General features: G+C 65.1%; 25 protein-coding genes. 16 read left to right on the top strand and 9 right to left on the bottom strand.

Annotation, left to right across the window (positions count from 1 at the left end; all coding sequences use genetic code 11):
* The first annotated feature begins 140 nt into the window (after positions 1-140).
* The 7 genes from secY (at position 141) to AC07Y0_RS10045 (ending at position 5,620) form a co-directional block, all read left to right on the top strand.
* The gene (secY, locus tag AC07Y0_RS10075) at positions 141-1,481 is read left to right on the top strand and encodes a preprotein translocase subunit SecY (RefSeq protein WP_498676875.1); all 1,341 of its coding nucleotides are present in this window, start codon (positions 141-143) and stop codon (positions 1,479-1,481) included.
* Entirely contained in the window at positions 1,478-2,128 is a 651-nt protein-coding gene (locus AC07Y0_RS10070; protein WP_028735886.1) for an adenylate kinase, read from the top strand. The genes secY and AC07Y0_RS10070 overlap by 4 nt, the downstream gene beginning before the upstream one ends.
* Positions 2,129-2,356: 228 nt before the next feature.
* A complete protein-coding gene (rpsM, locus tag AC07Y0_RS10065) occupies positions 2,357-2,725 on the top strand; it encodes a 30S ribosomal protein S13 (protein WP_028735885.1) in 369 nt (122 codons plus the stop codon).
* Positions 2,726-2,853: 128 nt separating this feature from the next.
* Positions 2,854-3,243 carry a 30S ribosomal protein S11 gene (gene rpsK, locus AC07Y0_RS10060; RefSeq protein WP_115672077.1) on the top strand — a complete coding sequence of 130 codons (390 nt, stop codon included), beginning with the start codon at positions 2,854-2,856 and terminating at the stop codon, positions 3,241-3,243.
* A gap of 95 nt (positions 3,244-3,338) precedes the next feature.
* Positions 3,339-4,349 carry a DNA-directed RNA polymerase subunit alpha gene (locus AC07Y0_RS10055; RefSeq protein WP_028735883.1) on the top strand — a complete coding sequence of 337 codons (1,011 nt, stop codon included), beginning with the start codon at positions 3,339-3,341 and terminating at the stop codon, positions 4,347-4,349.
* 120 nt (positions 4,350-4,469) lie between these two features.
* Complete coding sequence (gene rplQ, locus AC07Y0_RS10050; RefSeq protein ID WP_028735882.1) at positions 4,470-4,892, top strand: 50S ribosomal protein L17; 423 nt, start codon at positions 4,470-4,472, stop codon at positions 4,890-4,892.
* A gap of 215 nt (positions 4,893-5,107) precedes the next feature.
* A complete protein-coding gene (locus AC07Y0_RS10045) occupies positions 5,108-5,620 on the top strand; it encodes an Imm26 family immunity protein (protein WP_498676868.1) in 513 nt (170 codons plus the stop codon).
* Between the two features lie 506 nt (positions 5,621-6,126).
* Here AC07Y0_RS10045 and AC07Y0_RS10040 read toward each other — a convergent pair.
* The 3 genes from AC07Y0_RS10040 to AC07Y0_RS10030 form a co-directional block, all read right to left on the bottom strand.
* Positions 6,127-7,398 carry an RNA polymerase sigma factor gene (locus AC07Y0_RS10040; protein WP_498676866.1) on the bottom strand — a complete coding sequence of 424 codons (1,272 nt, stop codon included), beginning with the start codon at positions 7,396-7,398 and terminating at the stop codon, positions 6,127-6,129.
* Between the two features lie 90 nt (positions 7,399-7,488).
* A complete protein-coding gene (locus tag AC07Y0_RS10035) occupies positions 7,489-7,911 on the bottom strand; it encodes a VOC family protein (protein ID WP_498676864.1) in 423 nt (140 codons plus the stop codon).
* Positions 7,912-7,917: 6 nt separating this feature from the next.
* Positions 7,918-8,355 (bottom strand): YciI family protein, encoded by a 438-nt coding sequence (locus AC07Y0_RS10030; protein ID WP_498676862.1) that lies wholly within the window; start codon positions 8,353-8,355, stop codon positions 7,918-7,920.
* A 216-nt stretch (positions 8,356-8,571) separates the two neighbouring features.
* Here AC07Y0_RS10030 and lhpI point away from each other — a divergent pair, with 216 nt between their 5' ends.
* Entirely contained in the window at positions 8,572-10,311 is a 1,740-nt protein-coding gene (lhpI, locus tag AC07Y0_RS10025; protein ID WP_498676860.1) for a cis-3-hydroxy-L-proline dehydratase, read from the top strand.
* Between the two features lie 344 nt (positions 10,312-10,655).
* Here the strand turns inward: lhpI and AC07Y0_RS10020 are convergent, their stop codons facing one another.
* The 3 genes from AC07Y0_RS10020 to msrP form a co-directional block, all read right to left on the bottom strand.
* On the bottom strand, positions 10,656-11,297 hold the full coding sequence (locus AC07Y0_RS10020; protein ID WP_498676858.1) for a hypothetical protein: 642 nt from the start codon (positions 11,295-11,297) through the stop codon (positions 10,656-10,658).
* A gap of 142 nt (positions 11,298-11,439) precedes the next feature.
* Complete coding sequence (msrQ, locus tag AC07Y0_RS10015; protein WP_498676856.1) at positions 11,440-12,108, bottom strand: protein-methionine-sulfoxide reductase heme-binding subunit MsrQ; 669 nt, start codon at positions 12,106-12,108, stop codon at positions 11,440-11,442.
* A 136-nt stretch (positions 12,109-12,244) separates the two neighbouring features.
* Positions 12,245-13,192, bottom strand: a complete 948-nt coding sequence (msrP, locus tag AC07Y0_RS10010) for a protein-methionine-sulfoxide reductase catalytic subunit MsrP (RefSeq protein WP_498676854.1) — start codon at positions 13,190-13,192, stop codon at positions 12,245-12,247.
* A gap of 338 nt (positions 13,193-13,530) precedes the next feature.
* On the opposite strand from msrP, the gene ilvD reads away from it, so the two are divergent.
* From ilvD to AC07Y0_RS09995, 3 genes are all read left to right on the top strand, one after another.
* The gene (gene ilvD / locus AC07Y0_RS10005; RefSeq protein WP_498676852.1) at positions 13,531-15,366 is read left to right on the top strand and encodes a dihydroxy-acid dehydratase; all 1,836 of its coding nucleotides are present in this window, start codon (positions 13,531-13,533) and stop codon (positions 15,364-15,366) included.
* A 101-nt stretch (positions 15,367-15,467) separates the two neighbouring features.
* The gene (locus tag AC07Y0_RS10000; protein ID WP_498676850.1) at positions 15,468-15,692 is read left to right on the top strand and encodes a DUF433 domain-containing protein; all 225 of its coding nucleotides are present in this window, start codon (positions 15,468-15,470) and stop codon (positions 15,690-15,692) included.
* Positions 15,692-16,027, top strand: a complete 336-nt coding sequence (locus AC07Y0_RS09995) for a DUF5615 family PIN-like protein (RefSeq protein WP_498676848.1) — start codon at positions 15,692-15,694, stop codon at positions 16,025-16,027. The genes AC07Y0_RS10000 and AC07Y0_RS09995 overlap by 1 nt, the downstream gene beginning before the upstream one ends.
* Before the next feature lie 155 nt (positions 16,028-16,182).
* Here the strand turns inward: AC07Y0_RS09995 and AC07Y0_RS09990 are convergent, their stop codons facing one another.
* Positions 16,183-16,557, bottom strand: a complete 375-nt coding sequence (locus AC07Y0_RS09990) for a lysozyme inhibitor LprI family protein (protein WP_498676847.1) — start codon at positions 16,555-16,557, stop codon at positions 16,183-16,185.
* 160 nt (positions 16,558-16,717) lie between these two features.
* Here AC07Y0_RS09990 and AC07Y0_RS09985 point away from each other — a divergent pair, with 160 nt between their 5' ends.
* Positions 16,718-18,121 (top strand): DegQ family serine endoprotease, encoded by a 1,404-nt coding sequence (locus AC07Y0_RS09985; protein ID WP_498676845.1) that lies wholly within the window; start codon positions 16,718-16,720, stop codon positions 18,119-18,121.
* Positions 18,118-19,428: a replication-associated recombination protein A gene (locus tag AC07Y0_RS09980; protein ID WP_498676843.1), complete on the top strand. Its 1,311-nt coding sequence runs from the start codon at positions 18,118-18,120 to the stop codon at positions 19,426-19,428. Before AC07Y0_RS09985 ends, AC07Y0_RS09980 begins: the two co-directional genes overlap by 4 nt.
* 9 nt (positions 19,429-19,437) lie before the next feature.
* Here AC07Y0_RS09980 and AC07Y0_RS09975 read toward each other — a convergent pair whose 3' ends face one another.
* The gene (locus AC07Y0_RS09975; RefSeq protein WP_498676841.1) at positions 19,438-19,740 is read right to left on the bottom strand and encodes a DUF1883 domain-containing protein; all 303 of its coding nucleotides are present in this window, start codon (positions 19,738-19,740) and stop codon (positions 19,438-19,440) included.
* A 173-nt stretch (positions 19,741-19,913) separates the two neighbouring features.
* Here AC07Y0_RS09975 and AC07Y0_RS09970 point away from each other — a divergent pair, with 173 nt between their 5' ends.
* The 3 genes from AC07Y0_RS09970 (at position 19,914) to AC07Y0_RS09960 (ending at position 23,253) form a co-directional block, all read left to right on the top strand.
* Entirely contained in the window at positions 19,914-20,144 is a 231-nt protein-coding gene (locus tag AC07Y0_RS09970) for a hypothetical protein (RefSeq protein WP_498676838.1), read from the top strand.
* Positions 20,145-20,357: 213 nt separating this feature from the next.
* Positions 20,358-21,890, top strand: a complete 1,533-nt coding sequence (locus AC07Y0_RS09965) for a diguanylate cyclase domain-containing protein (RefSeq protein ID WP_498676837.1) — start codon at positions 20,358-20,360, stop codon at positions 21,888-21,890.
* Positions 21,880-23,253: a flavin monoamine oxidase family protein gene (locus AC07Y0_RS09960; RefSeq protein WP_498676835.1), complete on the top strand. Its 1,374-nt coding sequence runs from the start codon at positions 21,880-21,882 to the stop codon at positions 23,251-23,253. Before AC07Y0_RS09965 ends, AC07Y0_RS09960 begins: the two co-directional genes overlap by 11 nt.
* A 74-nt stretch (positions 23,254-23,327) precedes the next feature.
* Here the strand turns inward: AC07Y0_RS09960 and AC07Y0_RS09955 are convergent, their stop codons facing one another.
* A complete protein-coding gene (locus AC07Y0_RS09955; protein WP_498676834.1) occupies positions 23,328-23,756 on the bottom strand; it encodes a GNAT family N-acetyltransferase in 429 nt (142 codons plus the stop codon).
* Positions 23,757-24,742 lie beyond the last annotated feature (986 nt).

Here is a 24,742-nt window from a genome sequence, read left to right as displayed (position 1 = left end):
CCGGGATATTCTGGAAAACAAGGGTGAGGCATGCGATTGCTCGGCAATCCCTCCGACGCCCGGTTTTCTTAAAAACATTGGACGATAGCCTCCGGCCTTGGCGTATGCACGCCGCCGGTTTTGCTTTTGCGGAGAATTTTATGGCTTCTGCAGCGGAACAATTGGCCTCGAACCTCAACTTCTCGACCTTCGCCAAGGCGGAGGATCTGAAGAAGCGTCTGTGGTTCACGCTGGCCGCCTTGCTTGTCTATCGCTTGGGCACTCACATTCCGCTGCCCGGCCTCAACCCCGAAGCCTATGCGGCGGCCTTCAAGGGCCAGGCGGGCGGTATTCTGGGCCTCTTCAACATGTTCTCCGGCGGTGCCGTCGAGCGCATGGCGATCTTTGCCCTCGGCATCATGCCCTACATCTCCGCCTCGATCATCGTGCAGCTGATGACCTCGGTCGTCCCGGCGCTCGAGAACCTCAAGAAAGAGGGCGAGCAGGGCCGCAAGATCATCAACCAGTACACCCGCTACGGCACCGTGCTGCTCGGCACGCTCCAGGCCTACGGCATTGCCGTCGGCCTCGAAAGCGGGCAGGGCATGGTGGTTGATCCGGGCTGGTTCTTCCGTATTTCGACCGTCGTCACGCTGCTCGGCGGCACGATGTTCCTGATGTGGCTCGGTGAGCAGATCACCTCGCGCGGCATCGGCAACGGCATCTCGCTGATCATCTTCGCCGGCATTGCCGCAGGCCTGCCGACGGCGCTTGCCCACACGCTCGAACTCGGCCGTACCGGCGCGCTTTCGACCGTGCTGATCCTGCTGGTCATCGTCGTCGCCATCGCCGTCATTGCGCTGATCGTCTTCGTCGAGCGCGCCCAGCGCCGGCTGCTGATCCAGTATCCGAAGCGCCAGGTCGGCAACCGCATGTTCCAGGGCGACACCTCGCACCTGCCGCTGAAGCTGAACACCTCGGGCGTCATCCCGGCGATCTTTGCCTCGTCGCTGCTGCTGCTGCCGGCGACGGCTGCGGGGTTTGCCGGCACCTCCACGCTGCCCGGCTGGGCAACCACGATCGTGTCGGCGCTGGGCCATGGCCAGCCGCTCTACATGGCGCTCTATGGTGCGCTGATCGCCTTCTTCGCCTTCTTCTACACGGCCATCGTCTTCAATCCGAAGGACACGGCCGACAACCTGAAGAAGCACGGCGGCTTCATCCCGGGCATCCGTCCCGGCGAGCGTACCGCCGAATACATCGACTACGTGCTGACCCGCATCACCGTGATCGGCGCGCTCTACCTCGTCTTCGTCTGCATCCTCCCCGAGATCCTGGTGTCCCAGACGGGCATACCATTAGCCCTTGGTGGTACTTCGCTTTTGATTGTTGTCAGCGTCACCCTTGATACTGTAGCACAGATCCAGGGTCACCTGATTGCCCAGCAATATGAGGGCCTGATCAAGAAGTCGAAGTTGCGTGGAGGAAAGAGGGGACGATGAGACTTATCCTTTTGGGGCCGCCGGGTGCAGGGAAGGGCACCCAGGCCCAGCGTATAGTCGAGAAGTACGGTATCCCGCAGCTTTCGACCGGAGACATGCTGCGTGCAGCGGTCACCGCCGGTACGGAAGTGGGCAAGCGGGCCAAGGCGGTCATGGATGCCGGGAACCTGGTGTCCGACGATATCGTCAACGCCATCGTCTCGGAACGCATTGATGCGCCGGACTGTGCCAAGGGGTTCATCCTCGACGGCTATCCGCGAACGCTCGTTCAGGCCGATTCGGTCGAGGCGATGCTTGCCGCCAAATCCATGCAGCTGGATGTTGTCATCGAGTTGCAGGTGAATGATTCGGTCCTCGTCGATCGTGTCTCGGGCCGCTACACCTGTGCCAAGTGCGGCACGGGTTACCACGACCGGCTGCAGAAGCCGAAGGTCGAGGGCGTCTGCGACAAGTGCGGCTCGACCGAGTTCAAGCGTCGTCCCGACGACAACGCTGAGACCATGACCACGCGGCTTCAGGACTACTACAAGAAGACCTCGCCGCTGATCGGCTACTACTACGCCAAGGGCATTCTGAAGTCGGTGGACGGCATGGCCGAGATCGACGCCGTCACGGCGGACATAGAAGGGATACTCGCCGGGCTCTGAGCCTGGCGGGATCTTAAGAATCTTTACGGAACCGGTTGCTTTCGGCAACTGATTCCGCTAAATAGCGCGCCAACTCGCGGCATTTATGCGATCGGCGCGTTCTTCCTTCGGGAAGACCGGGTTCGATCGTTTTGACTTGTTGAGAACCTTATATGTAATTGCGGCCCGCAAAGGCCGTGTAACGAGACACCACTTGCCGGACGGCAACTGGAAGCAAGGAGAATAGGCGTGGCACGTATCGCTGGCGTCAACATCCCGACCGCGAAGCGCGTAGTAATTGCGCTCCGCTACATTCACGGGATCGGTCCGAAATTCGCGCAGGAGATCATCGAAAAGGTCGGTATTCCGGCTGATCGCCGCGTACATCAGCTGACGGATGCCGAGGTTCTGGCGATCCGCGAAGCCATCGACCGCGACTATCAGGTCGAGGGCGATCTTCGTCGCGATACCGCGATGAACATCAAGCGCCTCATGGACCTGGGTTGCTACCGCGGCCTGCGTCACCGTCGTGGCCTTCCGGTCCACGGTCAGCGCACGCACACCAATGCCCGCACCCGCAAGGGGCCGGCAAAGGCGATCGCTGGTAAGAAGAAGTAATTTTCGAGGCAGTAGCCAATAGGCAGTAGGCGGTAGTTTTCAGCTACCGCCTACTGCCTAAATCCTATTGCCTCGATTGGTGTAGCCGCTGGAACTACGGCGGTGTTCAGATCAACGAAAGGGAAGTCATGGCCAAGGAAGCCACCCGCGTACGCCGTCGCGAACGCAAGAATATCTCGTCGGGCGTCGCCCACGTCAACTCGACGTTCAACAACACCATGATCACCATCACCGACGCGCAGGGCAATGCCATTGCCTGGTCGTCCGCTGGTGCCAAGGGCTTCAAGGGTTCGCGCAAGTCGACCCCGTTCGCCGCCCAGATCGCCGCTGAAGATGCTGCCAAGAAGGCGCAGGAACACGGCATGAAGTCGCTCGAAGTGGAAGTCTGCGGTCCGGGTTCGGGTCGTGAATCCGCTCTGCGCGCTCTGCAGGCTGCGGGTTTCATGATCACCTCGATCCGCGACGTGACCCCGATCCCGCACAATGGTTGCCGCCCGCGCAAGAAGCGTCGCGTCTGATCATCTTTCATCCCGCCGATGAGCGCTAAGGCGCTCCTCTCGGTGTTAGCTCGGTAGCCACGATTGGATGGTGGCGACGAACGGAAGGTAAAATAATGATTCAGAAGAATTGGCAGGAACTGATCAAGCCGAACAAGGTCGAGTTCACCTCGTCCGGCCGCACCAAGGCGACCCTCGTCGCCGAGCCGCTGGAACGCGGTTTCGGCCTGACGCTCGGCAACGCGCTGCGTCGCGTGCTCTTGTCGTCGCTGCGTGGTGGTGCCGTCACCGCCGTCCAGATCGACGGCGTGCTGCATGAGTTCTCGTCGATCCCGGGCGTCCGGGAAGACGTGACCGACATCGTGCTCAACATCAAGGAAATCGCCATCAAGATGGACGGCGATGATCCGAAGCGCATGGTCGTGCGCAAGCAGGGTCCGGGCGTCGTGACCGCCGGTGACATTCAGACGGTTGGCGATATCGAAATCCTCAACCCGAACCATGTGATCTGCACCCTCGACGAGGGCGCCGAGATCCGCATGGAATTCACCGTCGCCAACGGCAAGGGCTATGTCCCGGCCGATCGTAACCGCGCTGAAGATGCTCCGATCGGTCTTATCCCGGTCGACAGCCTCTACTCGCCGGTCAAGAAGGTGTCCTACAAGGTGGAAAACACCCGCGAAGGACAGGTTCTCGACTACGACAAGCTGACCATGACCATCGAGACCGACGGTTCGATCACCGGTGAAGATGCTGTCGCTTTCGCGGCCCGCATTCTCCAGGACCAGCTCGGCGTCTTCGTCAATTTCGACGAGCCGCAGAAGGAAGTCGAAGAGGAAGCCGTCACCGAACTCGCGTTCAATCCGGCCCTCCTCAAGAAGGTCGACGAGCTCGAGCTTTCGGTTCGTTCGGCCAACTGCCTGAAGAACGACAACATCGTCTACATCGGCGACCTCATTCAGAAGACCGAAGCAGAAATGCTCCGCACTCCGAACTTTGGCCGCAAGTCGCTGAACGAAATCAAGGAAGTTCTCGCTTCCATGGGCCTGCACCTCGGCATGGAAGTGCCGGCATGGCCGCCCGAGAACATCGAAGATCTCGCCAAGCGCTACGAAGACCAATACTAAGAAACAAAAAGGCAGGTTTACCTCTGCCTTTCCAGTCAAACTGCAGGCGGATGCCTGTATGTGTCAGGAAACGGCAGGGCCGCCGCATAGAGCGGGAGCCTGCGTAGAAGGAGAATAGCAATGCGCCACCAGAAAGCCGGTCGCAAGCTGAACCGTACCGCCAGCCATCGTAAGGCGATGTTCGCCAACATGGCTGCTTCGCTCATCACCCATGAGCAGATCGTCACCACCCTGCCGAAGGCGAAGGAAATTCGCCCGATCGTCGAAAAGCTGGTCACGCTGGGCAAGCGCGGCGACCTGCACGCTCGTCGTCAGGCCATCTCGCAGATCCGCGACCTTGACGCCGTCAAGAAGCTGTTCGACGCCATCGCTTCGCGCTACGCCACCCGCAACGGCGGCTACCTGCGCATCATGAAGGCCGGCTTCCGCCAGGGCGACAATGCCGCCATGGCCGTCATCGAATTCGTCGAGCGCGACGTCGATGCCAAGGGCGCAGCCGACAAGGCCCGCGTCGCCGCTGAAGCCGAAGCCGAAGCAGCGTAAGGTTCTTCCCGCAAGGGAATGCCATTGAAAAGCCGGGTGAGCGATCACCCGGCTTTTTTCGTTAAGGTGTGTTGGTTTGCAGGCAGGACTGAGCCGGTTGGACGCATAATTTCCATTGAGAATTGAGCGATGTGAGCCTTCCCGTAACGACCTGGTTGGCGCGGCTCGACGGCCCGTCTTGGGCTGCCTGAGCCAAGGTAGGAGAAAGCGGCCCCATGGGAATACAGGCAAAAGTTGGGGACGTATTCCTCGTTCCGCTCGACGGCAAGGGCTGGGCGCTTGGCCAGCTTGTCAGCGCGTGGAACCATGAACTTTATGTAGCGGTCTTCGGCCAGAAAGTGGAAACACGGGATGTGAACCCTCACAGTGTCGTCGATCAGAAGCCAGTCTTTCTGGCGCTGACGCTCGATGCCAAACTGTCCCACGGTGATTGGCCGATCCTTGGCAATGTTCAGGAAAATCTGGCGAGCTTTCCGCAACCGGCATTCAAGGTCCGGCAGTCGGGCGTGTTGCATATCGAATCGCGGGATCGCACCGTCAGTTGGCTGGCGTCTCCGGCGGAGGCTGAGATACTGCGATACCGTAGCGTGTCGTCCCCGGCGGTGATCGAAAAGGCCATCCAAGCACATTTCGGCATTGGTGAATGGAGCCCGCACTACGACGACTTCCCTGCCGCCTATGCGTTCGAATCTGCCCGACTGCTGGCTGCTTTAGGGAAAACAAGGTAAAAGGAGTGGCTCCCCCTGCGGGGTAAGCTGTTGTCTGCGCATCGTTTTTTAGCGAGACAAGCGTCACCGTCATGGAGGCAGTCGGGTCCGTATTCATATCAATGCATTGATGTTGTTCGGCAAATGCCAGCACCGGGAGTCCCGCGGGTGGGGAGGCGCCCGCCCGTTGGCGCTGGTGGTGCGGCATGGGATCGTTGTCACGATCCCCGAAGCTGCGGCATCGGCAATGCCATCGGGACGCCGCGAAAATCTCGCGGCGCGGTTGCCCCGCCGGAGGCCGGGTTCGGGGGCGATCCGGCGGCCGAGCTGGCTGGCGCGATCGAGGCCGGAAGGTGGTCAGAAGCAATCTGTTTCGGCTCCCTTGTGAGCGTCTCTCCCTTCAAATGCTTGCAGCCTCTGTTCAAGGTAGCCGATGAAGGCTTGGAGAGGTTTCCTGCCAAGCAGGTTTCGTCATCTGTTTGGACGCTTCAACCCCTCAAATCCACGGTGGCTGTAGCTCTCGTCCCCTAGCTCCGATTGGTCGTCGCCTGAACGGCGCGCCGCATCAGGAACGCCCTCTCGCTCTCATTGCCGCTGAGTTCCGCCGCCCGCTCGAACGCGGCCCGCGCTTCCGCCGGCCGTCCGGCCCGCAGCAGGAAATCACCTCGCGCGGCCGCCATAGGCGCGTAGCCCTTGAGCGCCGGCTCGTCCTCCAGCGCGTCCAGCAGCGCCAACCCCGTTTCCGGCCCGAACGCCATCGCATGGGCGACGGCCCGGTTGAGTGCCACCACGGGGGAGGGCAGCACGGCCAGCAGCCGGTCGTAGAGCCCGGCGATCATCCGCCAGTCCGTGTCCTCGAAGCGCCGGGCGCGGGCGTGGCAGGCCGCCAGCGCCGCCTGCAGGGCATAGGCGCCGTCTTCACCGCCGAGCGCACGGACCCGCTCCAGCGCCGCGAACCCGCGGTGAATGAGTAACTGGTCCCAACGCGACCGGTTCTGCGTCTCCAGCGTCAGCGGCACGCCGTCCGGGCCATTGCGGGCGACAAGACGCGACGACTGGATTTCCATGAGCGCCAGCAGCCCATGCACCTCCGGTTCGTCGGGCGCCAGACCGGCGAGAATGCGGCCAAGGCGCATGGCCTCGGCGCAGAGTTGCGGGCGGATGGCATCCTCGCCGGTGCTCGCCGCATAGCCCTCGTTGAAGATCAGGTAGACCACTTCCAGCACCGAGGCGAGACGCGCGTCGCGCTCGGCGCCGCGCGGCACCTCGTAGGCGATACCGGCCCCGCCGAGGCTCTTCTTTGCCCGGACGATCCGCTGGGCGATTGTCGTCTCGCTCGACAGGAAGGCGCGGGCGATCTCGTCCGTCGTCAGCCCGCCGATCAACCTGAGCGTCAGCGCCACGCGTGCATCGGTCGAAAGCACCGGATGGCAGGCGGTGAAGATCAGGCTCAGGCGTTCGTCGCCGATGTCGTCGTCCATGCTCGCCTCGATCGCTTCGATCGTGCTGTCCTGTTCGAGCTCCAGATCGCGGCCGATCTCGTCATGCTTGCGTTCCATCATGCGGGCGCGGCGCAGCGCATCGATGGCGCGCCGCTTGGCGGTCGCCATCAGCCAGGCGGCGGGATTGTCGGGAATACCGCTCGTCGGCCAGCGGTCGAGCGCCACGACCAGCGCATCCTGCGCCAGCTCCTCGGCCCGCCCGACATCGCGTACGATCCGGGCGAGCCCGGCGATCAGCCGGGCCCGTTCCATGCGAAAGACGGTCTCCGCCGTCCGGTGCGCTTCGGATGTCTCCATGCGGCGGCAGTATGCGGGCTCGGCGGGTTCAGTCAACGGCCGGCGGTGACCGTGACCAGAGCCGCAATCCCTCCCGCCGCATGGATTCGTCTAGGCGTCCGGCGGTCCGCCGGCCGCAGCCGCCGGATCCATCCACAGGATCTCCCAGACATTGCCGTCCGGATCCTCGACCGAGCGGCCATACATGAAGCCGAGATCCTGGGCCGGGTTGGGGTCGGCCCTGCCGCCGGCGGCCACGGCTGCGCCAAGGACTGCATCGACGCCGTCGCGCGTCTCGACGCTGAGTGCCAGCAGCGCCTGGCTCCGGGCCCTGGCGTCGCCGATCGGCCGGCTGGTGAACTGCCCGTAGCGCTCATGCGTCAGCAGCATCACGCCGATCGCCTCGGAGAACAGCAGGCACTTGGCCTCTGCGTCGGAGAACATCGGGTTGAGCGTGCCGCCGAGGCCTTCATAGAAGGCCTGCGACGCGGCAAGGTCGCGCACCGGCAGGTTGATGAAGATCATCTTGCTCATGATGTCTCAGCCCTTCGACTTCTGCTGCGCGGCAAGCCCTTCGGCGGCGCGGTCATGGCTCGCCTGGCCCTCGGGTGAGATCACATCGGCGAAATCCTCCATCTCGTAGAAGGGACGGATCTCGATCTCGCTCGGCCCCATCATTGGATTGGGGCAGCGTTTGACCCAGGCAATCGCCTCGTCCATGTCCTTGACCTCCCAGATCCAGTAGCCGGCGACCAGTTCCCGCGTCTCGGCGAAGGGACCGTCGATCACCCGGCGGTCAGGACCGTCGAAGGCGACCCGCTTTCCAGCCTTTGACGGCTTCAGCCCGTCGCCGGACAGCATGATGCCCGCCTGAACCAGTTCCTCGTTGAACTTGCCCATTGCCTCGAACAATTCGGCCGAGGGCATGATGCCTTCTTCGCTGTCTTCCGTTGCCTTCACCATCACCATTACACGCATTTCTCATTCTCCTCTTTTTGAAACAGCGCTCCCAAGGGGTGCGTATCGCCATGACGAACGGCAGCGGACGGATTCGACATCGCACCGAACTTTTTCTTCACATAGGGCGGGCGGGCGCCATGACACCCCATGGCCGTGCAGGGCGCAAGGCTTGGTGCTTGATTTGCCCCTCGGGCGTGCTAGTCGATGAGTTCGGTCATCGGGGAAGGGAAGCGCATGGCAGTCGAATCCGGGGAAGCGCCGTTTGCCGCGCCCGCACGCCTGCTGATCGACGGCGCGGCCGAAGGGCCGCTGCTCTTTTCCGATACGGCCCTCAGCTTCTGGGGCGGCGTCGACCCGGAGACCGGCCTGGTGATCGACCAGGCGCATCCGCTGCATGGCCGCTGTCTCGAGGGCACGATCCTGGCGATCCCCGGCGGCCGCGGTTCGTGCACCGGCAGCGCCGTGCTGATGCAGCTCATCCTCAACGGCAAGGCGCCGGCCGGCATGGTCTTCTCGCAGGCCGAGGAGATCCTGACGCTCGGCGTCATGGTTGCCGAGGAAATGTACGGCCGCTTGCTGCCGATCGCCGTGATCGCGCCGGAAGCTTTCGCCCGCCTCGAAGGGCTGGGTGCCATTCGCATCGAGGCCGGCTTGGTGGCCGTGCCGGGCGCCAGCCACGGGCTGAACGACGCGGTCCCGCCCGCCGGCTTGCCGAAACTCGTCTTGAGTGACAAGGACCAACACCTTCTGTCAGACGGCGTGCCGCAGGCGACGCGCACCGCCATGCGGATCGTCGTGCGCATGGCCGAACTGCTCGGCGCCGGGCGATTGATCGACGTCGCCCAGGTCCATGTCGACGGCTGCATCTATACCGGCCCGGCAAGCCTCGACTTCGCGGAAAAGCTCGCGGACTGGGGCGGCAGGGTCGTCGTGCCGACCTCGCTCAATGCCATTTCCGCCGACCAGGCCCGCTGGCGCGAGCAGGGCACCGACCCGGTTCTCTCGATGGCGGCCAGCGCACTGGCCGATGCCTATGTCCGCATGGGCGCCCGCCCGACCTTCACCTGCGCGCCCTACCAGCTCGACGGCGCCCCGGCCGAAGGCGAGAACATCGCCTGGGCCGAATCGAACGCCGTCGTCTATGCCAACAGCGTGCTCGGCGCCCGCACGATGAAATATCCGGATTTCCTCGACATCTGCATCGCACTCACTGGCCGAGCGCCCGAGGCCGGCTGTCATCTGGACGAGAACCGCAAGGCGCGGCTGGTGGTCGAGGTGGAGGCGATGGAGGGCCGCGACGACAGCTTCTGGCCGCTGCTCGGCTATCGGGTTGGCACGCTGGCGCCGAACGCCATCCCCGCCGTCACAGGCCTGGAGCAGGCTCACCCGACGGCCGACGACCTCAGGGCCTTCGGTGCCGCCTTCGCCACGACGTCGGCCGCACCGATGTTCCACATCGTCGGCGTCACGCCGGAGGCGCCCACGCTGTCCGCCGCGACGGGCGGCCAAGCGCTTCGGATCGTCAAAGTCACCCGCGGCGACCTGGCCGATGACTGGCGCCACTTCAACCCGACCACCGGCGACACGGTCGATCTCGTGGCGCTCGGCAACCCGCATTTTTCCTTCGGCGAGTGCGAGACGCTAGCCAAACTCTGCGCCGGCCGGACGAAGCATGCCAACGTGGCGCTCACCGTCACCCTGAGCCGCGCCATCCATGCCCGCATCGCCGAGGCAGGCATCGCCGCCACCCTCGAAACCTTCGGCGCCACCTTCGTGCGCGATGCCTGCTGGTGCACGGTGATGCAGCCGATCGTCCCGCCGGCAGCGCGCACCATCCTCACCAATTCCGGCAAATACGCCCATTACGGCCCGGGCCTCAGCGGCAAGCAGGTGCGCTTCGCCGCCCTTGCCGATTGCGTCGCGGCGGCCGTGACGGGCCGCACACCTGCCGCCCCGCCGGCCTGGTTGGACTGAACGGCACGCCGCTTGCCGCCCCGGCGGCCTGGCTGGGCTGAGCGGCACGCCGCGATCGGCGGCCGGACGGTCGGTCTGCCGGCACAAGATGATCAGTGTGCCTTGCGAATGAGCCGGCCGCACTCACGGCGCCGGCATTGGATCTCCCTCTTCTCCCCATCGGGGAGAAGTGCCGAGCGCATGCGAGGCGATGAGGGGGGCGAAGCCACCATCCTCTCAGCGAGAAGCCCCCTCATCCGGCGCTACGCGCCACCTTCTCCCCGCTGGGGAGAAGAGGGACGGCCACCGCTCGCCATGCAGTGTCTTTAGCTTCGGCTAGCGCAATAGCCCGGCAGGCGTCTCTGTCATGGCTTTGCGTTGCAGCTCGGATAGGGCGGCTCCTCGCCGGCGACGGCGTCGCAGAGCCGGATCGGCAGGAGCTGGGCGAGGCGCGGTTTCCAGGTGTCGATATCGTAGTCCGGTCGGGCGGCCACGGGCGGGCCGCGCTCGGCCCATTGCACCGTGACATAGCCAAAGGCCGATTTGACGTAGACGATGACGGCCGTCTCGCTCCGCGCGTCCTTTCCCTCCTCGGACGGTGCGACCGTGCCGCAGCCGAGAAAGACCACCAGTCCGGTAAGACCATTGATCTCGGTCGCCCCGAACGAGGTTCCGGTGAAGGTCTCCGCACAGGCCTGCTGGAAATGTCCGGCCAGCACCTGGGCAGCGCCCTCCAGCATGTCGGCTTGCCCCTTGGCGTCCTTGACGCCCGTCATGGTGATCATCTGCGACCAGTCGTTCACGGTCTCGCCCGCCGGCACGGCTTCCTGGATATAGCCGTCAGTGCCGGTCTCCTCGTAGATCGGCTGAAAGCCCGCCGGCAGCTGGTAGGAGACGATCTGGCCGAACACCGGCGTCGTCATCGTCATGCCGACTTCCGACCGGGCCGGCAACGCCGCCGCCAGGGAGGTCATCGCCAGAAACAGAGCCGCGACCTTCGTCTTCATGACCATCTCCGCCCTTGGTTGCCGCCGGAATTCCGGGGGCTGTGCGGAGTCTATCGCACGGATGCATCGCCTCTGTCGTGGTCCGGCCGCGATTGTGCAGACTTTGATTGGTACAGAGTGGGCGCCGCGCCGCGCGCGCCTGTCAGTCCCCGGTGCTTGCCACCGGCGCGCGGACGGTTCTGTTGCCCGGCTTGCTGGCCCGCTTCCAGGCCATGATCTTCGGACGCACCAGCCGGTAGGCCAGAAGCACGATCACCACGGCGATGTAGAAGGCGGGCTCGGCGGTGATCGCCTTCAGCGACAGCGCATAATGCAGCACGGCGGCCGCCGCGATCGCATAGACCAGCTTGTGCAGCCGGTTCCACCTTTGCCCGAGCTTGCGGATCGACCAGCGGTTCGAGGTGGCTGCCAGCGGGATCAGCATCAACAGCCCGGCCATGCCGAGCATGATATAGGGCCGCTTGAGAATGTCACCGGCGATCGACGACAGGATCAGCCCGCGGTCAAGGGTCAGATAGACGGCGAAATGGGCGAGCACGTAGTAGAAGGCGAGAAGGCCGAGTGCGCGCCGGTAGCTAATTAGGTTAATGCCTAACAGGTCGCGCGCCGGCGTGACCGTGAGCCCGAGGCAGAGGAACCTGAGCGCCCAGAGCCCGAGCAGGTGTTCGAAGGTCCGCACAGGATCGGCGCCCAGCCCGCCGAAAATGCCGAGATAGAAGGCATGGAGCCCCGGAATCAGCCCGATCGCATAGAGCGCCCAGACGGAGGCGGGTTTGTATCGGGCGGGCAGGGCAGGCATGGCCATCGTCATTCTCCGGTATCGATATGGCGCGCCCTCGGCGCCCCATGCCCGAAGGGGCAGCGCGACACCGGGACCTCTTCTCCCGATCGGGGAGAAGGCGGCGCGAAGCGCCGGATGAGGGGGCGAAGCGTCGTTCTGAGTTTCATCAGTAGAACTTCGTCAGGTCCATGCCGGCATAGAGGCTCGCCACTTCGTCGGCATAGCCGTTGAAGGGCAGGGTATCGATGCGCGCCCCGCCGAACAGGCCGCTCGCCTCGCCGATGCGCCGCTCGGTCGCCTGGCTCCAGCGCGGATGGTCCACCGCCGGATTGACATTGGCATAGAAGCCGTATTCGCCCGGCTGCATGGCGTTCCAGCTCGCCGGCGGCTCGTTTTCGGTGAGCGTGATGCGCACGATCGACTTGATGCCCTTGAAGCCGTATTTCCACGGCACGACCAGCCTCAGCGGCGCGCCGTTCTGGTTGGGCAGGGTCTCGCCGTAGAGGCCGGTCGCCAGGATGGTCAGCGGATGGCGCGCCTCGTCGAGGCGCAGGCCCTCGACATAGGGCCATTCCATCGGCTGGAACAAGCCGCGTTGACCCGGCATCTCCTCGGGCCGCACCACGGTTTCGAAGGCGACGTATTTTGCCGAGCCGAGTGGTTCCACCCGATCGAGCAGGCTGGCCAGCGGAAAGCCGACCCAGGGGATGACCATCGACCAGGCCTCGACACAGCGCATGCGGTAGACGCGCTCTTCCATCGGGAAGTCCTTGAGGATCGCCTCGATGTCGATCACCTGGGGCTTGGCCACCAGCCCGCCGACCTCGACCGTCCAGGGTCGCGTCTTGAAGGACCCGGAATTGTTGATCGGGTCGATCTTGTCGGTGCCGAACTCGTAGAAATTGTTGTAGCTGGTGACGTCCTGCTTGGACGTCGGCTTTTCGGTCAACACATAGGCGCTCGGCTTGGCGGCGATCGCCGCGGCAAAGGCCCTGGGCGCCGCCGCAAGCGCCAGTCCGCCCGCGGCTGCGCCGATCAGGCTGCGGCGGTTGAGGTAAAGCGATTGCGGCGTGATCTCGCTCTGGGCGATCTTCGGCGGGCGGTAGCGGGACATGGGTCTGCTCTTTCGCTGTGGATGCGGTCTGTCTCTTCAACTACGTAGCAAATCTCATCAGAGTTTCATCGTAACGAAAAGAAAATGCCGACCACATTTTCGTGTAGGCACCTTGAGCGGCAGGCCCTTGTCACGCCGGCTCCTCCGCGAGCCATAGGACCGCGCCGGGCGAAGCGGCCGGGATGCCAAGCGTACCGTTTTACGCTATGCTGATAGTGACATCATAGGGGCCTTGCCCTATCACAAGGTCAAATTCCGGTGCGGAAATGCGTGCAGCCGATCCTTTTCGGCCAGCCCCAAGCCCGGCAAGAACCAAGAGAAGACCCGAGGTAACACCGATGCCAGCCTATCGTTCGAGAACCACGACCCACGGCCGCAACATGGCGGGTGCGCGCGGCCTTTGGCGCGCCACCGGCATGAAGGACAGCGATTTCGGCAAACCGATCATCGCGGTGGTCAACTCGTTCACCCAGTTCGTCCCCGGCCACGTGCACCTCAAGGACCTCGGCCAGCTGGTTGCTCGCGAGATCGAGGCATCCGGCGGTGTCGCCAAGGAATTCAACACGATCGCCGTCGACGACGGCATCGCCATGGGCCATGACGGCATGCTCTATTCGCTGCCGTCGCGCGAACTGATCGCCGACAGCGTCGAATACATGGTCAACGCCCATTGCGCCGACGCCATGGTCTGCATCTCCAACTGCGACAAGATCACCCCCGGCATGCTGATGGCCTCGCTTCGCCTCAACATCCCGACCATCTTCGTCTCGGGCGGCCCGATGGAGGCCGGCAAGGTCGTCATGCACGGCAAGAAGGTCGCGCTCGACCTGGTCGACGCCATGGTCGCCGCCGCCGACGACAAGATCTCCGACGAGGACGTCGCCACCATCGAGCGATCGGCCTGTCCGACCTGCGGCTCGTGCTCGGGCATGTTCACCGCCAATTCGATGAACTGCCTGACCGAGGCACTCGGCCTGTCGCTGCCGGGCAACGGCTCGACGCTCGCCACCCATGCCGACCGCAAGGAACTCTTCCTTGAGGCCGGCCGCAGCATTGTCGGGCTCGCCAAGCGCTACTACGAGCAGGACGACGCGACCGCACTGCCGCGCGTCATCGCCTCCAAGGGCGCCTTCGAGAACGCCATGGCGCTCGACATCGCCATGGGCGGCTCGACCAACACCGTCCTGCACATCCTCGCCGCCGCCCACGAGGCCGAGGTCGACTTTACCATGGACGACATCGACCGCCTGTCGCGCAAAGTTCCGTGCCTGTCCAAGGTCGCGCCGGCCAAGGCCGACGTGCACATGGAAGACGTCCACCGGGCAGGGGGCATCATGTCCATCCTCGGCGAGCTCAACCGCGCGGGCCTGCTCAATGCCGAGCTGCCGACCGTTCACGCCAGGACGCTCGGCGACGCGCTGGCCAAGTGGGACATTTCCGTTTCCGAGGACCCGGCGGCCCTCAAGCTGTTCAGCGCTGCACCGGGCGGCATCCCGACCCAGGTCGCCTTCAGCCAGGCGGCCCGCTGGGAAGACCTCGACCTCGACCGCGAAAACGGCGTCATCCGCGATGCCCAGCATCCCTTCTCCAAGGATGGCGGCCTTGCCGTGCTCAAGGGCAATCTGGCGCTTGACGGCTGCATCGTGAAGACCGCCGGCGTCGACGAGTCGATCCTGAAGTTCACCGGTCCGGCCAAGGTCTATGAAAGCCAGGATGCGGCGGTCAAGGCGATCCTGTCGAACGAGGTCGTTGCCGGTGACGTCGTCGTCATCCGCTACGAAGGCCCCAAGGGCGGTCCGGGCATGCAGGAAATGCTCTATCCGACCAGCTATCTGAAGTCGAAGGGCCTCGGCAAGGTCTGCGCGCTGATCACCGACGGCCGCTTCTCCGGCGGCACGTCCGGCCTTTCCATCGGCCACGCCTCGCCGGAAGCGGCGAACGGCGGCACGATCGGCCTGGTGCGCGAAGGCGATACGATCGAGATCGACATCCCGAACCGCACGATCAACCTGGCCGTTGCCGAGGATGAACTGGCCCGCCGCCGCACCGAGCAGGACGCCCTCGGCTGGAAGCCGGCGCACCCCCGCAAGCGCAATGTCACCACCGCGCTCAAGGCCTATGCCGCTTTCGCCAGCAGCGCCGACAAGGGCGCGGTACGGATCTTGCCGGAATAGGGACGCATCCTTTCTTCGAGTCCACAACAGCGCGTCGGCGGATGAAACCGCCGGCGCGTTGTGTTATTGTCGGCGTGGCGCAATCGGCTTGAGGGAAGAACATGTCTGAACTGCATCGGATTACGGTGAATCCCGAACTGTGCGGCGGACGGCCCACGCTGCGCCATCTGCGTATCCGCGTGAAGGACGTGTTGGATCTTCTCGCTTCGGGCGCCAGCCAGGAGGAGATCCTGGACGACTACCCCATCCTGGAGGCTGGTGACATCGTCGCTGCGCTGGAGTTTGCGGCGCGCCAGAGTGATCATCCTGTACTCCGCGTGGCTTGATGCGCTTTCTCTTTCTGGTCGATGCGCAACTTCCCCCCGCGCTTGCGCGCTGGCTGTGTGATCTGGGCCACGACGCGATACATGTCATGGATTGCGACATGCAGTCAGCCTCCGATCGCGAGATTTGGGAACATGCGCTGAAGACCGGGTCGGTTATCGTCACGAAGGACGAGGATTTTGCTCAGCGCAAGGCATTGACCGTGCAAGGCCCAGCCATCGTGTGGGTCCGCCTCCCGAATGCACGCCGACGGGATCTGCTCGTCTGGTTCGAAAAGGCGCTACCGGCCATCTTGCAGGCGTTGGAACGCGGCGAGACGCTGATCGAGGTTGTCTGAGAGCGCTCATTGCTACCGGAATCTATTGCCCGCGGAGCGCGCGAGTTCCAGGCTGGATTCCGCGTTCCGAGAAGGTTCGATGGCACGGACTTCGCCGCATGGGTAATTAGCTGATAGCCTAATTTTCCTGTCGTTCTTCGATCCTCCCGCACCCGTCATTTCGGCCGCTCGATCATGTCGGAGACGGTTTTCAGCTGCGCCAGCCGCTCCGTATAGGTTGCCCTCAGGCAGGCGAGGTCTGCATTGCAGGCCTGGCGCTTCGACAGCCATGCCACCTGCTCGTCCTGCACCACGCCGCGATTGCCCATCGGCAGCAGCCCGGTGATCAGTTCGAACGTCGTCACCATCTTCACGTCCATGTCGTTGAGGTCGCGATTGGCGCAGATGGCGGTCTCGTCGGCGGCGAGGTCCGGCTTGTCGCAGTCGAAGCTTGCGGCTTGCGCGGGCAGGGGCAGGCCGGCACCGAGACCGCTCAGGACCGCAAGGGCGGCGGTGGTCCGGGACAGGCGGGCAAACGGGCTTTTCGGCATGACGGGATCTCCTTGATCATTTCGTCTGGCCCAACGCCCCCGCCTTGGAAAAGTTCAATTCGCGATTACCTTTGGGGAACGCGCCGTCCGGTGCGGCGCCGGCGCTTTTCTTTTGCCTGTCCGGCGCCTATTGATCCTTGGAAACAATGAGGAGTACCCCATGCAGGGCATCGTTCGTGGTTTGGCTGTTTCGGCGCTTGCGCTTCTCGTCGCGCTGCCGGCGCCGATCTTCGCGCAGGAGCTCCGCGTTCCCCAGTCGGCTTCCGAGATGCAGATGTCGTTTGCGCCGCTGGTCAAGCAGACCCATGGCGCCGTCGTCAACGTCTATGCCGAGCGCATGGTGCAGCGCCGCGCCTCGCCCTTCGCCGGTGATCCCTTCTTCGAGCAGTTCTTCGGACAGCGCATGCCGAACCGCACGGAGAAGCAGTCCTCGCTCGGCTCCGGCGTCATCGTCGGCGCGAACGGCATGGTGGTCACCAACAACCACGTGATCGACGGTGCCGACGACATCAAGGTGGCGCTCTCCGACGGCCGCGAGTTCCCGGTCAAGGTCGTGCTGAAGGACGAGCGTATCGACCTCGCGGTGCTCAAGATCGACGCCAAGGAGGCGCTGCCCGCGCTCGTCATCGGCGACAGCGACAAGGTCGAGGTCGGTGATCTGGTGCTGGCCATCGGCAATCCCTTCGGCGTCGGCCAGACGGTGACGAGCGGCATCGTCTCGGCGCTTGCCCGCAACCGGGTGACGGAGGGCGATTTCGGCTTCTTCATCCAGACCGACGCCTCGATCAATCCGGGCAATTCCGGCGGCGCGCTGATGAACATGAAGGGCGAACTGCTCGGCATCAACACGGCGATCTTCTCCAAGGGCGGCGGCTCGAACGGCATCGGCTTTGCCATCCCCGCCAACCTGGTCAAGGTTTTCCTCGCCGCGGCCGAGCGGGGCGAGGCCACCTTCGAGCGGCCCTATGTCGGCGCGAGCTTCGAGCCCGTCACCTCCGACGTCGCCGAGGCGCTCGGGCTCGACAAGGTGCGCGGCGCGCTCGTCGTCCGGGTTGCAGAGGGCGCTCCGGCGGCCAAGGCGGGCCTCAAGCCGGGGCAGGTCGTGGTGGCGATCGACGGAATCCCGGTCGAGCATCCCGATGCGCTGGGCTACCGCCTGACGACCGCCGGTCTGGGCAAGACGGTGACGCTCTCCATCCGTGAGAACGGCCGGGAATCGGAGATCGCCATGACGCTGGCCGGCGCGCCGGAGACCACGCCGCGCGACGAGCGGCTGATCGAGGGTGGCAGTCCCTTTGCCGGGGCCAAGGTCGCCAATCTTTCACCGAGGCTCGCCTACGAGCTGCGCATGCCGTCCGAAGTCACCGGCGTCGTGATCACCGATATCATCGCCGGTTCGCCGGCCGCACGCCTCGGCTTTGCCCCGCACGACATCGTCATCTCGGTCAACGGCGTCAACGTCACCTCGACCGAAGCCATGGCTGAGGCCATTGCCGACGATCCGGGCTTCTGGCGGGTCGAGATCGAACGCGAGGGCCAGCGCATCCGGCAGATCTTCCGATGAGCGATCTCTTCGCGCCGCATGTTCCCAAGGATGTGGAGGCCCGCCGGCCGCTCGCCGACCGGCTGCGGCCGAAGACGCTGGCCGAGGTCACCGGCCAGGAGCACCTGACCGGCGAGGACGGCGTTCTCGCCCGCATGATCGCCTCCGGCTCGCTCGGCTCGATGATCTTCTGGGGGCCGCCCGGCACCGGCAAGACGACGGTTGCGCGGCTGCTCTCCGGCGAGGCGGGGCTGGCTTTCGAGCAGATCTCGGCGATCTTCTCCGGCGTCGCCGACTTGAAGAAGGTCTTCGAGGCCGCCCGCATGCGCCGCATGGACGGCCGCCAGACGCTGCTCTTCGTCGACGAGATCCATCGCTTCAACCGCGCCCAGCAGGACGGGTTCCTGCCGGTCATGGAAGACGGCACCGTGATCCTCGTCGGGGCCACGACGGAGAACCCGTCCTTCGAACTCAACGCCGCACTTCTGTCGCGCGCCCGGGTCCTCACCTTCAAGCCGCATGACGAGGAAAGCCTCGGCACGCTCCTCAAGCGGGCCGAGGAGGTGGAGGGCAAGCCGCTGCCGCTCGACGCCGACGCGCGGGCAAGCCTCATCCGCATGGCCGACGGCGACGGCCGCGCCGTGCTGACGCTGGCGGAGGAAGTCTGGCGGGCGGCGCGGGAAGGCGAGGTGTTCGACACCGAGGGCCTGACCCGCATCGTCCAGCGCCGCGCCCCCGTCTACGACAAGGGCCAGGACGGCCACTACAACCTGATCTCGGCGCTGCACAAGTCGGTGCGCGGCTCCGATCCGGATGCCGCGCTCTACTATCTCTGCCGCATGTTCGATGCCGGCGAGGATCCGCTCTATCTCGGGCGGCGGCTCGTGCGCATGGCGGTCGAGGACATCGGCCTGGCCGATCCGCAGGCGCTGGTTATCTGCAACGCGGCGAAGGACGCCTATGACTATCTCGGCTCGCCGGAAGGCGAACTGGCGCTGGCGCAGGCCTGCGTCTATCTCGCCACCGCGCCGAAGTCGAACGGCGTCTACATGGCCTACAAGTCGGCGATGCGCGCCGCCAAGGAGAACGGCTCGCTGCTGCCGCCGAAGCACATCCTCAACGCGCCGACCAAGCTGATGAAGGCGGAAGGCTACAACGACGGCTATCGCTACGACCACGACGAACCGGACGCCTTTTCCGGCCAGGACTATTTCCCCGAGAAGATGGGCCGCAAGACCTTCTACGATCCGCCGGAACGGGGGTTCGAGCGCGAGATCCGCAAGCGGCTGGACTGGTGGGCGAAGCTCAGGCGCGAGCGGGGCGGCTGACGCCCGGGCTCAGGACGCCTTGGCCGCTGCCGGCGCGGCGATCATCTTGACTGAGGAATCGGCAAGGCCGTGATGGCCTTCCATGTCGACGATCAGGTGCCAGTGGCCGCTTTCGGGGATGGCGAGCCTGATCGGCGACTTTTTCGCCACGCCGCCGAGATACTTGAAATCGAGGGCTTCCTTGAAACGCTGGAAGTTGCCCGGCGTCATCAGCCGCACATTGTTGACGGCGGAAAGCGTCACCTCGATGATGGCGCCGGCGCGCTGTTCCTTGAGGTCGTAGTGGGTAAAGCGGAAGGTCGGCTTGGCCATTCTGCTCCTCGTTTGTCGGTTGAAATTGCAGACGGCAGTTTAGCGTCTTCGCAGTTAAGGAAGCGTTTGCCGCGACCCGTCAGGCGCTTGTCGGATCGTGCTCGCGGCTTTTTCGGAACAATCCGGCCGACCCGGCGTTTGACCGTCAACAGATCAACGTCAGGAGCAGTCCGATGAAGACCGACACCTATCTTACCTTCTTCGTTTCGATGATGGTGAATGCCGTCATCTTCGGCGCGGGCGCCATTACGGTTCTCTCCGTGCCGGCTCTCGCCGAGAACGCCAAGTACCTGCTGCCGCTGGTGGTCGTCCTCTCCTTGGTGGCGGCCCCGTTCGTCGCCCGTCTCATCGCTCCCCGCATGCGTCTTCGCAACTGGCGCCGCCGCGACCCGATGAAGAGCTGATCCGCGCCTTCACACGCATTCCCTCCAGAAAATCCACTCCCGCTCCACTTGAACCCCGGCCCACTCCACCGGGGTTTTTCCTCTGCATCCGCCGGTTACTTAATTTTCCATCAATTATACCGGCGCGAGGCGATCTCCTGCTCCCCCAATTTAAGCGGGTCTTAAGCGCTCGCCGGGATACTGCTCGGACGACAGGCACACGGGCGCGGCGAGATGACGGCAGAGAACGGAACCGATGGAAGCGGTACGCAGGTATCGCCGCGACGGCTGTCGCGGCTGGTGCTTGCCTTCGCGGCGACGCTGATCGGCCTGTCCACGCTGTCGCTGCTCTATGTCGGCCGGATCGCCTCCGAGGAGGCCGACCAGCAGGCTGCCGTGACCGAGCGCACCCTGTTCGTCAACGCGCTGAAGGACCGCCAGAGCCTGATTGCCCGAGACCAGTTGAGCGTTGCGCGCTGGGACCGCTCGGTCAAATACATCGCACTCAAGTTCCGCGAGGCCTTCATCGAGGAGGAGTTCGTCGGTTCGCTCTGGTATGATTTCGGCCATGACCGCACCTTCCTGTTCGATCCGAACGGCGAGATCGTCATGTCGGCCCACGAGGACCGCGTGGATTTCACCCGCCGCACCGCCGACCCGGCGGGCGATCTGGCGCTCATCGCCAAGCGCGCCGTCGATCGCCACAACGCCAGTCGCATCGCCATTGCCGGCGGCTACGGCCAGAAGCAGGTGACGAGCAGCGAGGTCGGCCGGATCGCCGAATTCGCCATTGCCGAGATCGACGGCGAGCCGATGATCGCCACCGCCATGGCGGTGGTTCCCGACGACGAGGAGGTGGCGCTGCCCGATGGCGCGCCGTTCATCGTCATCTCGGCCAAGCCGATCGACGGCGATCTCGTGCGCGACCTGAACTCGCAGCTCGACTTCGCCGACCTGACCTTCGGCCCGGGCGCCGCTGGCAAGGTGCCGCTGGTCTCCGCCTCCGGCCGGGCGATCGGCAGCTTCGACTGGAAGGGCGCCGCCCCCGGCTCGCATATCTGGCAGGTGGTGGTGCCCGTCAGCATCCTGCTTTCCTCGCTGCTGGCGTTCGCCAGCCTGTTCATCGTCCACCATATCCGCCGGCTGTCGCTGCGGCTCGAGGAGAGCGAGCAGCGCAACCGGGCGCTTGCCCTTCGCGACCCGTTGAGCGGCCTTGCCAACCGGCTGAGCTTCGGCCATGCGCTCGAGGCGGCTTCCACCAAGGCGGCGGTTTCGCGCTTTGCCGTCATCGCCTGCGACCTCGACCGCTTCAAGGCGATCAACGACACCTGGGGTCACGCCGCCGGCGACCTGGTGATCAGGACTGTGGCGGACCGGATGGCAGAGATCGTCGGCGCAAGCGGCCTGGTCGGACGCATCGGCGGCGACGAATTCGTCATCCTGGTCACCGCCTTCAGCGACCGTGTCCGTCTTTCCCTGCTCGCCAGCCAGATCATGACTGCCGTCGGTCAGCCGATCACGCTCGACAACGGCATCACCACCGATGTCGGCATCAGCCTCGGCATTGCGATCGCCCCGGACGATGCAGCGGGCGCCAATGCCATCATGGCGACGGCCGACCGGGCGCTCTATGCTTCGAAGGATGGCGGCCGCGGCCGGGCCTGCTTCGCCGGGGACGAACGCGCCGAGGGCTATTGCCATGACGGCGACGGCGGCGGACCTGACGCGGCGCCACGCCATGGCCACGGAGCAATCCATGCCGCCTGAGCTGACACGGCGACGCCTGCTCGCGCTTTCTGCCGGAACCGCCGGCACGCTGCTGGCGAGCCCGGCGATCAGGCCGGCCTTCGCCGCTGCGGCGGGCAAGCCGCGGGTCATCGTCGTCGGCGCCGGGATCGCCGGGCTTGCGGCCGCCCGGATGCTTAGCGATCGCGGCATCGCGGTGATCGTCCTCGAAGCCCGCGACCGGATCGGTGGCCGGATCAGCACCGACCGCAGCCTCGGCGTCGCCGTCGAGCGCGGCGCGAGCTGGTTGCACGGCCTGAACGGCAATCCGCTCGCCGGCCTGGTCCGCGACCGGAAGCTCGCCACCTATTTCAGCGATTACGACGATTACGAGGTCTGGCTGCCGGGCGGGGAGCGTCCGGAGGACTGGGAGCTGGAGGACGCGATCGACGCTTACGATGCCGTCCTCGAGAAGGTCGCCGACGAGGCGGACGAGGACAGCGACGTGTCGCTGCTGGAGGCGATCGACCAGCTCGATCCGGGCATGCTCAAGGACCCGCTCTCCGGCTGGATGCTGTCGAGCGAGATCGAGGACGATGCCGGCGCGCCACTGTCGCGGATCTCGGCCCTGCAATATGGCGAGGACCGCAGCTTCGACGGCCCGGAAGCCCTGTTGCCGGACGGCTTCGGGCGCGTCGTCGAGGGGCTGGCCAAGGGGCTCGACATCCGGCTCGGCGAACCGGTGCGCTGCATTTCCCATGGCGACGGCAAGGTCGTGGTCGAGACGGCGAAAGAGCGCCACAGCGGCATGCATGTCATCTCGACGCTGCCGCTCGGCGTGCTGAAGGCCGGCCATGTGGTTTTTGATCCGCCGCTGCCGAAGCGCCATGCCGGCGCGATCGCCAGCCTCGGCTTCGGCGCGGTCACCAAGGTGTCGCTCAAGTTCGACCGCTGCTTCTGGCCCAAGGAGACGCAGTTCCTCAGCTACGCCGCCAGGGAGCGCGGCCGCTGGCCGACCATGATCAACCTCATGCCGGTGAGCGGCGCCAGCATCCTCACCCTGGTCTCGACCGGCGACTATGCGCTGAAGTCCGAAGCCATGAGCGAGGCCGAGCTTCAGGCCGACATCAGCGCGGTGCTGGGCGAGATGTTCGGGGCCGAGGCACGGCCGCCGGAGACGATCGTCGCTGCGCAATGGTCGCGCGATCCCTTCGCGCTCGGCGTCTATTCCTATCCGGCGGTCGGCTGCACGCCCACCGATTTCGACGGGCTCGCCGAACCGGTCGCCGACCGGCTGTTCCTCGCCGGCGAGCACACGATCTTCGAACATCACGGCACGGCGCACGGCGCCTTCATCAGCGGCGAGCGCGCCGCCGGAAAGCTCATCGCCGCGCTCGGCGGCTGACGGCGGCCGCCGTCGGCGGGCTGTCCGTTTGGCGCGATGGCCGGTATCATGGCTGAGTGTCGCAGTGGCCGACGTCAGAAGCGCTTCTTCAGGAAGAACTGGCCGTGGGCGCCATTGCCGCCTTCGAGCTCGCCGAAGACCTGGTAGCCGAGCTTTTCGTAGAACGGCCGGGCCTGGAACTCGTAGGTGTCGAGCCAGATGCCGACATAGCCGCGATCCCGCGCGATCTTCTCCGCCTCCGCCATCAGGCGGCTGCCGATGCCCTGGCCGCGATAGGCCTCGGGCACGATGAGATAGCGGATGAAGGCCCAGCCGAAGCTTTCCTCGCCACAGAGCCCGCCCTCGACGGCGCGGGTTTCCGGATGGCGCACCAGCACGGCGAAGTCCGGCCGGTCGCTCCTTCCCGTCTGGGCGGTGTTGTAGTCTCTCAGCGCGGTGTAGACGGCATAGCGGTCTTCCTCGGCCGGGTGGTCGGGCACCGCTTCGATGATGGGGCTCGGCATGGGGCTATCCTTCCTGCAGACCGACTCGCGGTTCGGGGCAATGCTGATGGCCTTGATGGCCGGACGGGACGCGGCTGTCCAGTCGCGCATGCGGTGAATACGGCTATTCCCTCACGCGGGCGGTTGCGCCCCGTGGCATGGTTCATTCCGGTGTCCTCCCTTTTTTGGGGAGGGGTAGTCGGCCGGGACACGATCGCGTGCCGCGACTAAGGTAAATTACATGACACCCGATCGTGTCCCGTTCGGTGTCTTTTGCCGGGCAAACTCGGTCTCTCTGCGCGGATGACGGCACCTTTTCCAGTGTTGCGCTCGCGGGTGCTTGTTATCGTTCTTGCCCGCCGCGCCACGAAAGCCGGGGGAGACCCCCGCCAGTCGCCGGTCCAATCATGTGTGCCCCACAGGCACGCCCCGCCCTGTTTCAGGCGAGAGGGAGACCCTTCATGCCAGGCCCCGGAGAAGCGGTCCGCGTCTCGACCGCGCACCCCGGGCACCGGTCCCGCCTCGCCGGCAACGCTAACCGGTGTAACCGATGGCGGGACGGGGGCAGTATCGGGCATGGCGCGGGGGCGGGGATGAATCGTCGTGCTGGGTGCTGATTTTGCTGGGGAAACGGGCCGGAACTTCCCCGGTTTTTGCGGTGGTCGCACGCGGTCACCCCCCTCTGTCGGCTACGCCGACATCTCCCCCTCAAGGGGGGAGATCGCCCGCCGGCCGCATTGCCGGCCTGACCGACGATGGGTGGGCTGACCGACGATGGGTGGGCGCTGGAGGATATGGTTGATGGGCCGGCGTCGGGTGGTCGGTGGCCGGGCTTTGGGTGGTTGGCGGTGGGCAGGACGGCAAGGCGGGGCTGATCTCCCCCCTTGAGGGGGAGATGCCCGGCAGGGCAGAGGGGGGAGGCCGGACGCTTGGAGGCCCTCGCCTTGCTCGGGCACCTCAGCATGAGGGTGGCGCACGACGGCGGCTCTCGCCGCGAGTTGGCCGTG

Source organism: Allorhizobium sp. GW101-3B10 (assembly GCF_059424725.1).
Note: the sequence above shows the minus strand (reverse complement) of the source record. Positions and strands in the feature narration are given on the sequence as shown.

Excerpts from the sequence above, each read along its gene's own strand:
- secY (WP_498676875.1), top strand. The coding sequence starts at position 141 with ATGGCTTCTGCAGCGGAACAATTGGCCTCGAACCTCAACTTCTCGACC.
- AC07Y0_RS10070 (WP_028735886.1), top strand. The coding sequence starts at position 1,478 with ATGAGACTTATCCTTTTGGGGCCGCCGGGTGCAGGGAAGGGCACCCAG.
- rpsK (WP_115672077.1), top strand. The coding sequence starts at position 2,854 with ATGGCCAAGGAAGCCACCCGCGTACGCCGTCGCGAACGCAAGAATATC.
- AC07Y0_RS10055 (WP_028735883.1), top strand. The coding sequence starts at position 3,339 with ATGATTCAGAAGAATTGGCAGGAACTGATCAAGCCGAACAAGGTCGAG.
- rplQ (WP_028735882.1), top strand. The coding sequence starts at position 4,470 with ATGCGCCACCAGAAAGCCGGTCGCAAGCTGAACCGTACCGCCAGCCAT.
- AC07Y0_RS10045 (WP_498676868.1), top strand. The coding sequence starts at position 5,108 with ATGGGAATACAGGCAAAAGTTGGGGACGTATTCCTCGTTCCGCTCGAC.
- AC07Y0_RS10040 (WP_498676866.1), bottom strand. The coding sequence starts at position 7,398 with ATGGAGACATCCGAAGCGCACCGGACGGCGGAGACCGTCTTTCGCATG.
- AC07Y0_RS10035 (WP_498676864.1), bottom strand. The coding sequence starts at position 7,911 with ATGAGCAAGATGATCTTCATCAACCTGCCGGTGCGCGACCTTGCCGCG.
- AC07Y0_RS10030 (WP_498676862.1), bottom strand. The coding sequence starts at position 8,355 with ATGCGTGTAATGGTGATGGTGAAGGCAACGGAAGACAGCGAAGAAGGC.
- lhpI (WP_498676860.1), top strand. The coding sequence starts at position 8,572 with ATGGCAGTCGAATCCGGGGAAGCGCCGTTTGCCGCGCCCGCACGCCTG.
- AC07Y0_RS10020 (WP_498676858.1), bottom strand. The coding sequence starts at position 11,297 with ATGAAGACGAAGGTCGCGGCTCTGTTTCTGGCGATGACCTCCCTGGCG.
- msrQ (WP_498676856.1), bottom strand. The coding sequence starts at position 12,108 with ATGACGATGGCCATGCCTGCCCTGCCCGCCCGATACAAACCCGCCTCC.
- msrP (WP_498676854.1), bottom strand. The coding sequence starts at position 13,192 with ATGTCCCGCTACCGCCCGCCGAAGATCGCCCAGAGCGAGATCACGCCG.
- ilvD (WP_498676852.1), top strand. The coding sequence starts at position 13,531 with ATGCCAGCCTATCGTTCGAGAACCACGACCCACGGCCGCAACATGGCG.
- AC07Y0_RS10000 (WP_498676850.1), top strand. The coding sequence starts at position 15,468 with ATGTCTGAACTGCATCGGATTACGGTGAATCCCGAACTGTGCGGCGGA.
- AC07Y0_RS09995 (WP_498676848.1), top strand. The coding sequence starts at position 15,692 with ATGCGCTTTCTCTTTCTGGTCGATGCGCAACTTCCCCCCGCGCTTGCG.
- AC07Y0_RS09990 (WP_498676847.1), bottom strand. The coding sequence starts at position 16,557 with ATGCCGAAAAGCCCGTTTGCCCGCCTGTCCCGGACCACCGCCGCCCTT.
- AC07Y0_RS09985 (WP_498676845.1), top strand. The coding sequence starts at position 16,718 with ATGCAGGGCATCGTTCGTGGTTTGGCTGTTTCGGCGCTTGCGCTTCTC.
- AC07Y0_RS09980 (WP_498676843.1), top strand. The coding sequence starts at position 18,118 with ATGAGCGATCTCTTCGCGCCGCATGTTCCCAAGGATGTGGAGGCCCGC.
- AC07Y0_RS09975 (WP_498676841.1), bottom strand. The coding sequence starts at position 19,740 with ATGGCCAAGCCGACCTTCCGCTTTACCCACTACGACCTCAAGGAACAG.
- AC07Y0_RS09970 (WP_498676838.1), top strand. The coding sequence starts at position 19,914 with ATGAAGACCGACACCTATCTTACCTTCTTCGTTTCGATGATGGTGAAT.
- AC07Y0_RS09965 (WP_498676837.1), top strand. The coding sequence starts at position 20,358 with ATGACGGCAGAGAACGGAACCGATGGAAGCGGTACGCAGGTATCGCCG.
- AC07Y0_RS09960 (WP_498676835.1), top strand. The coding sequence starts at position 21,880 with ATGCCGCCTGAGCTGACACGGCGACGCCTGCTCGCGCTTTCTGCCGGA.
- AC07Y0_RS09955 (WP_498676834.1), bottom strand. The coding sequence starts at position 23,756 with ATGCCGAGCCCCATCATCGAAGCGGTGCCCGACCACCCGGCCGAGGAA.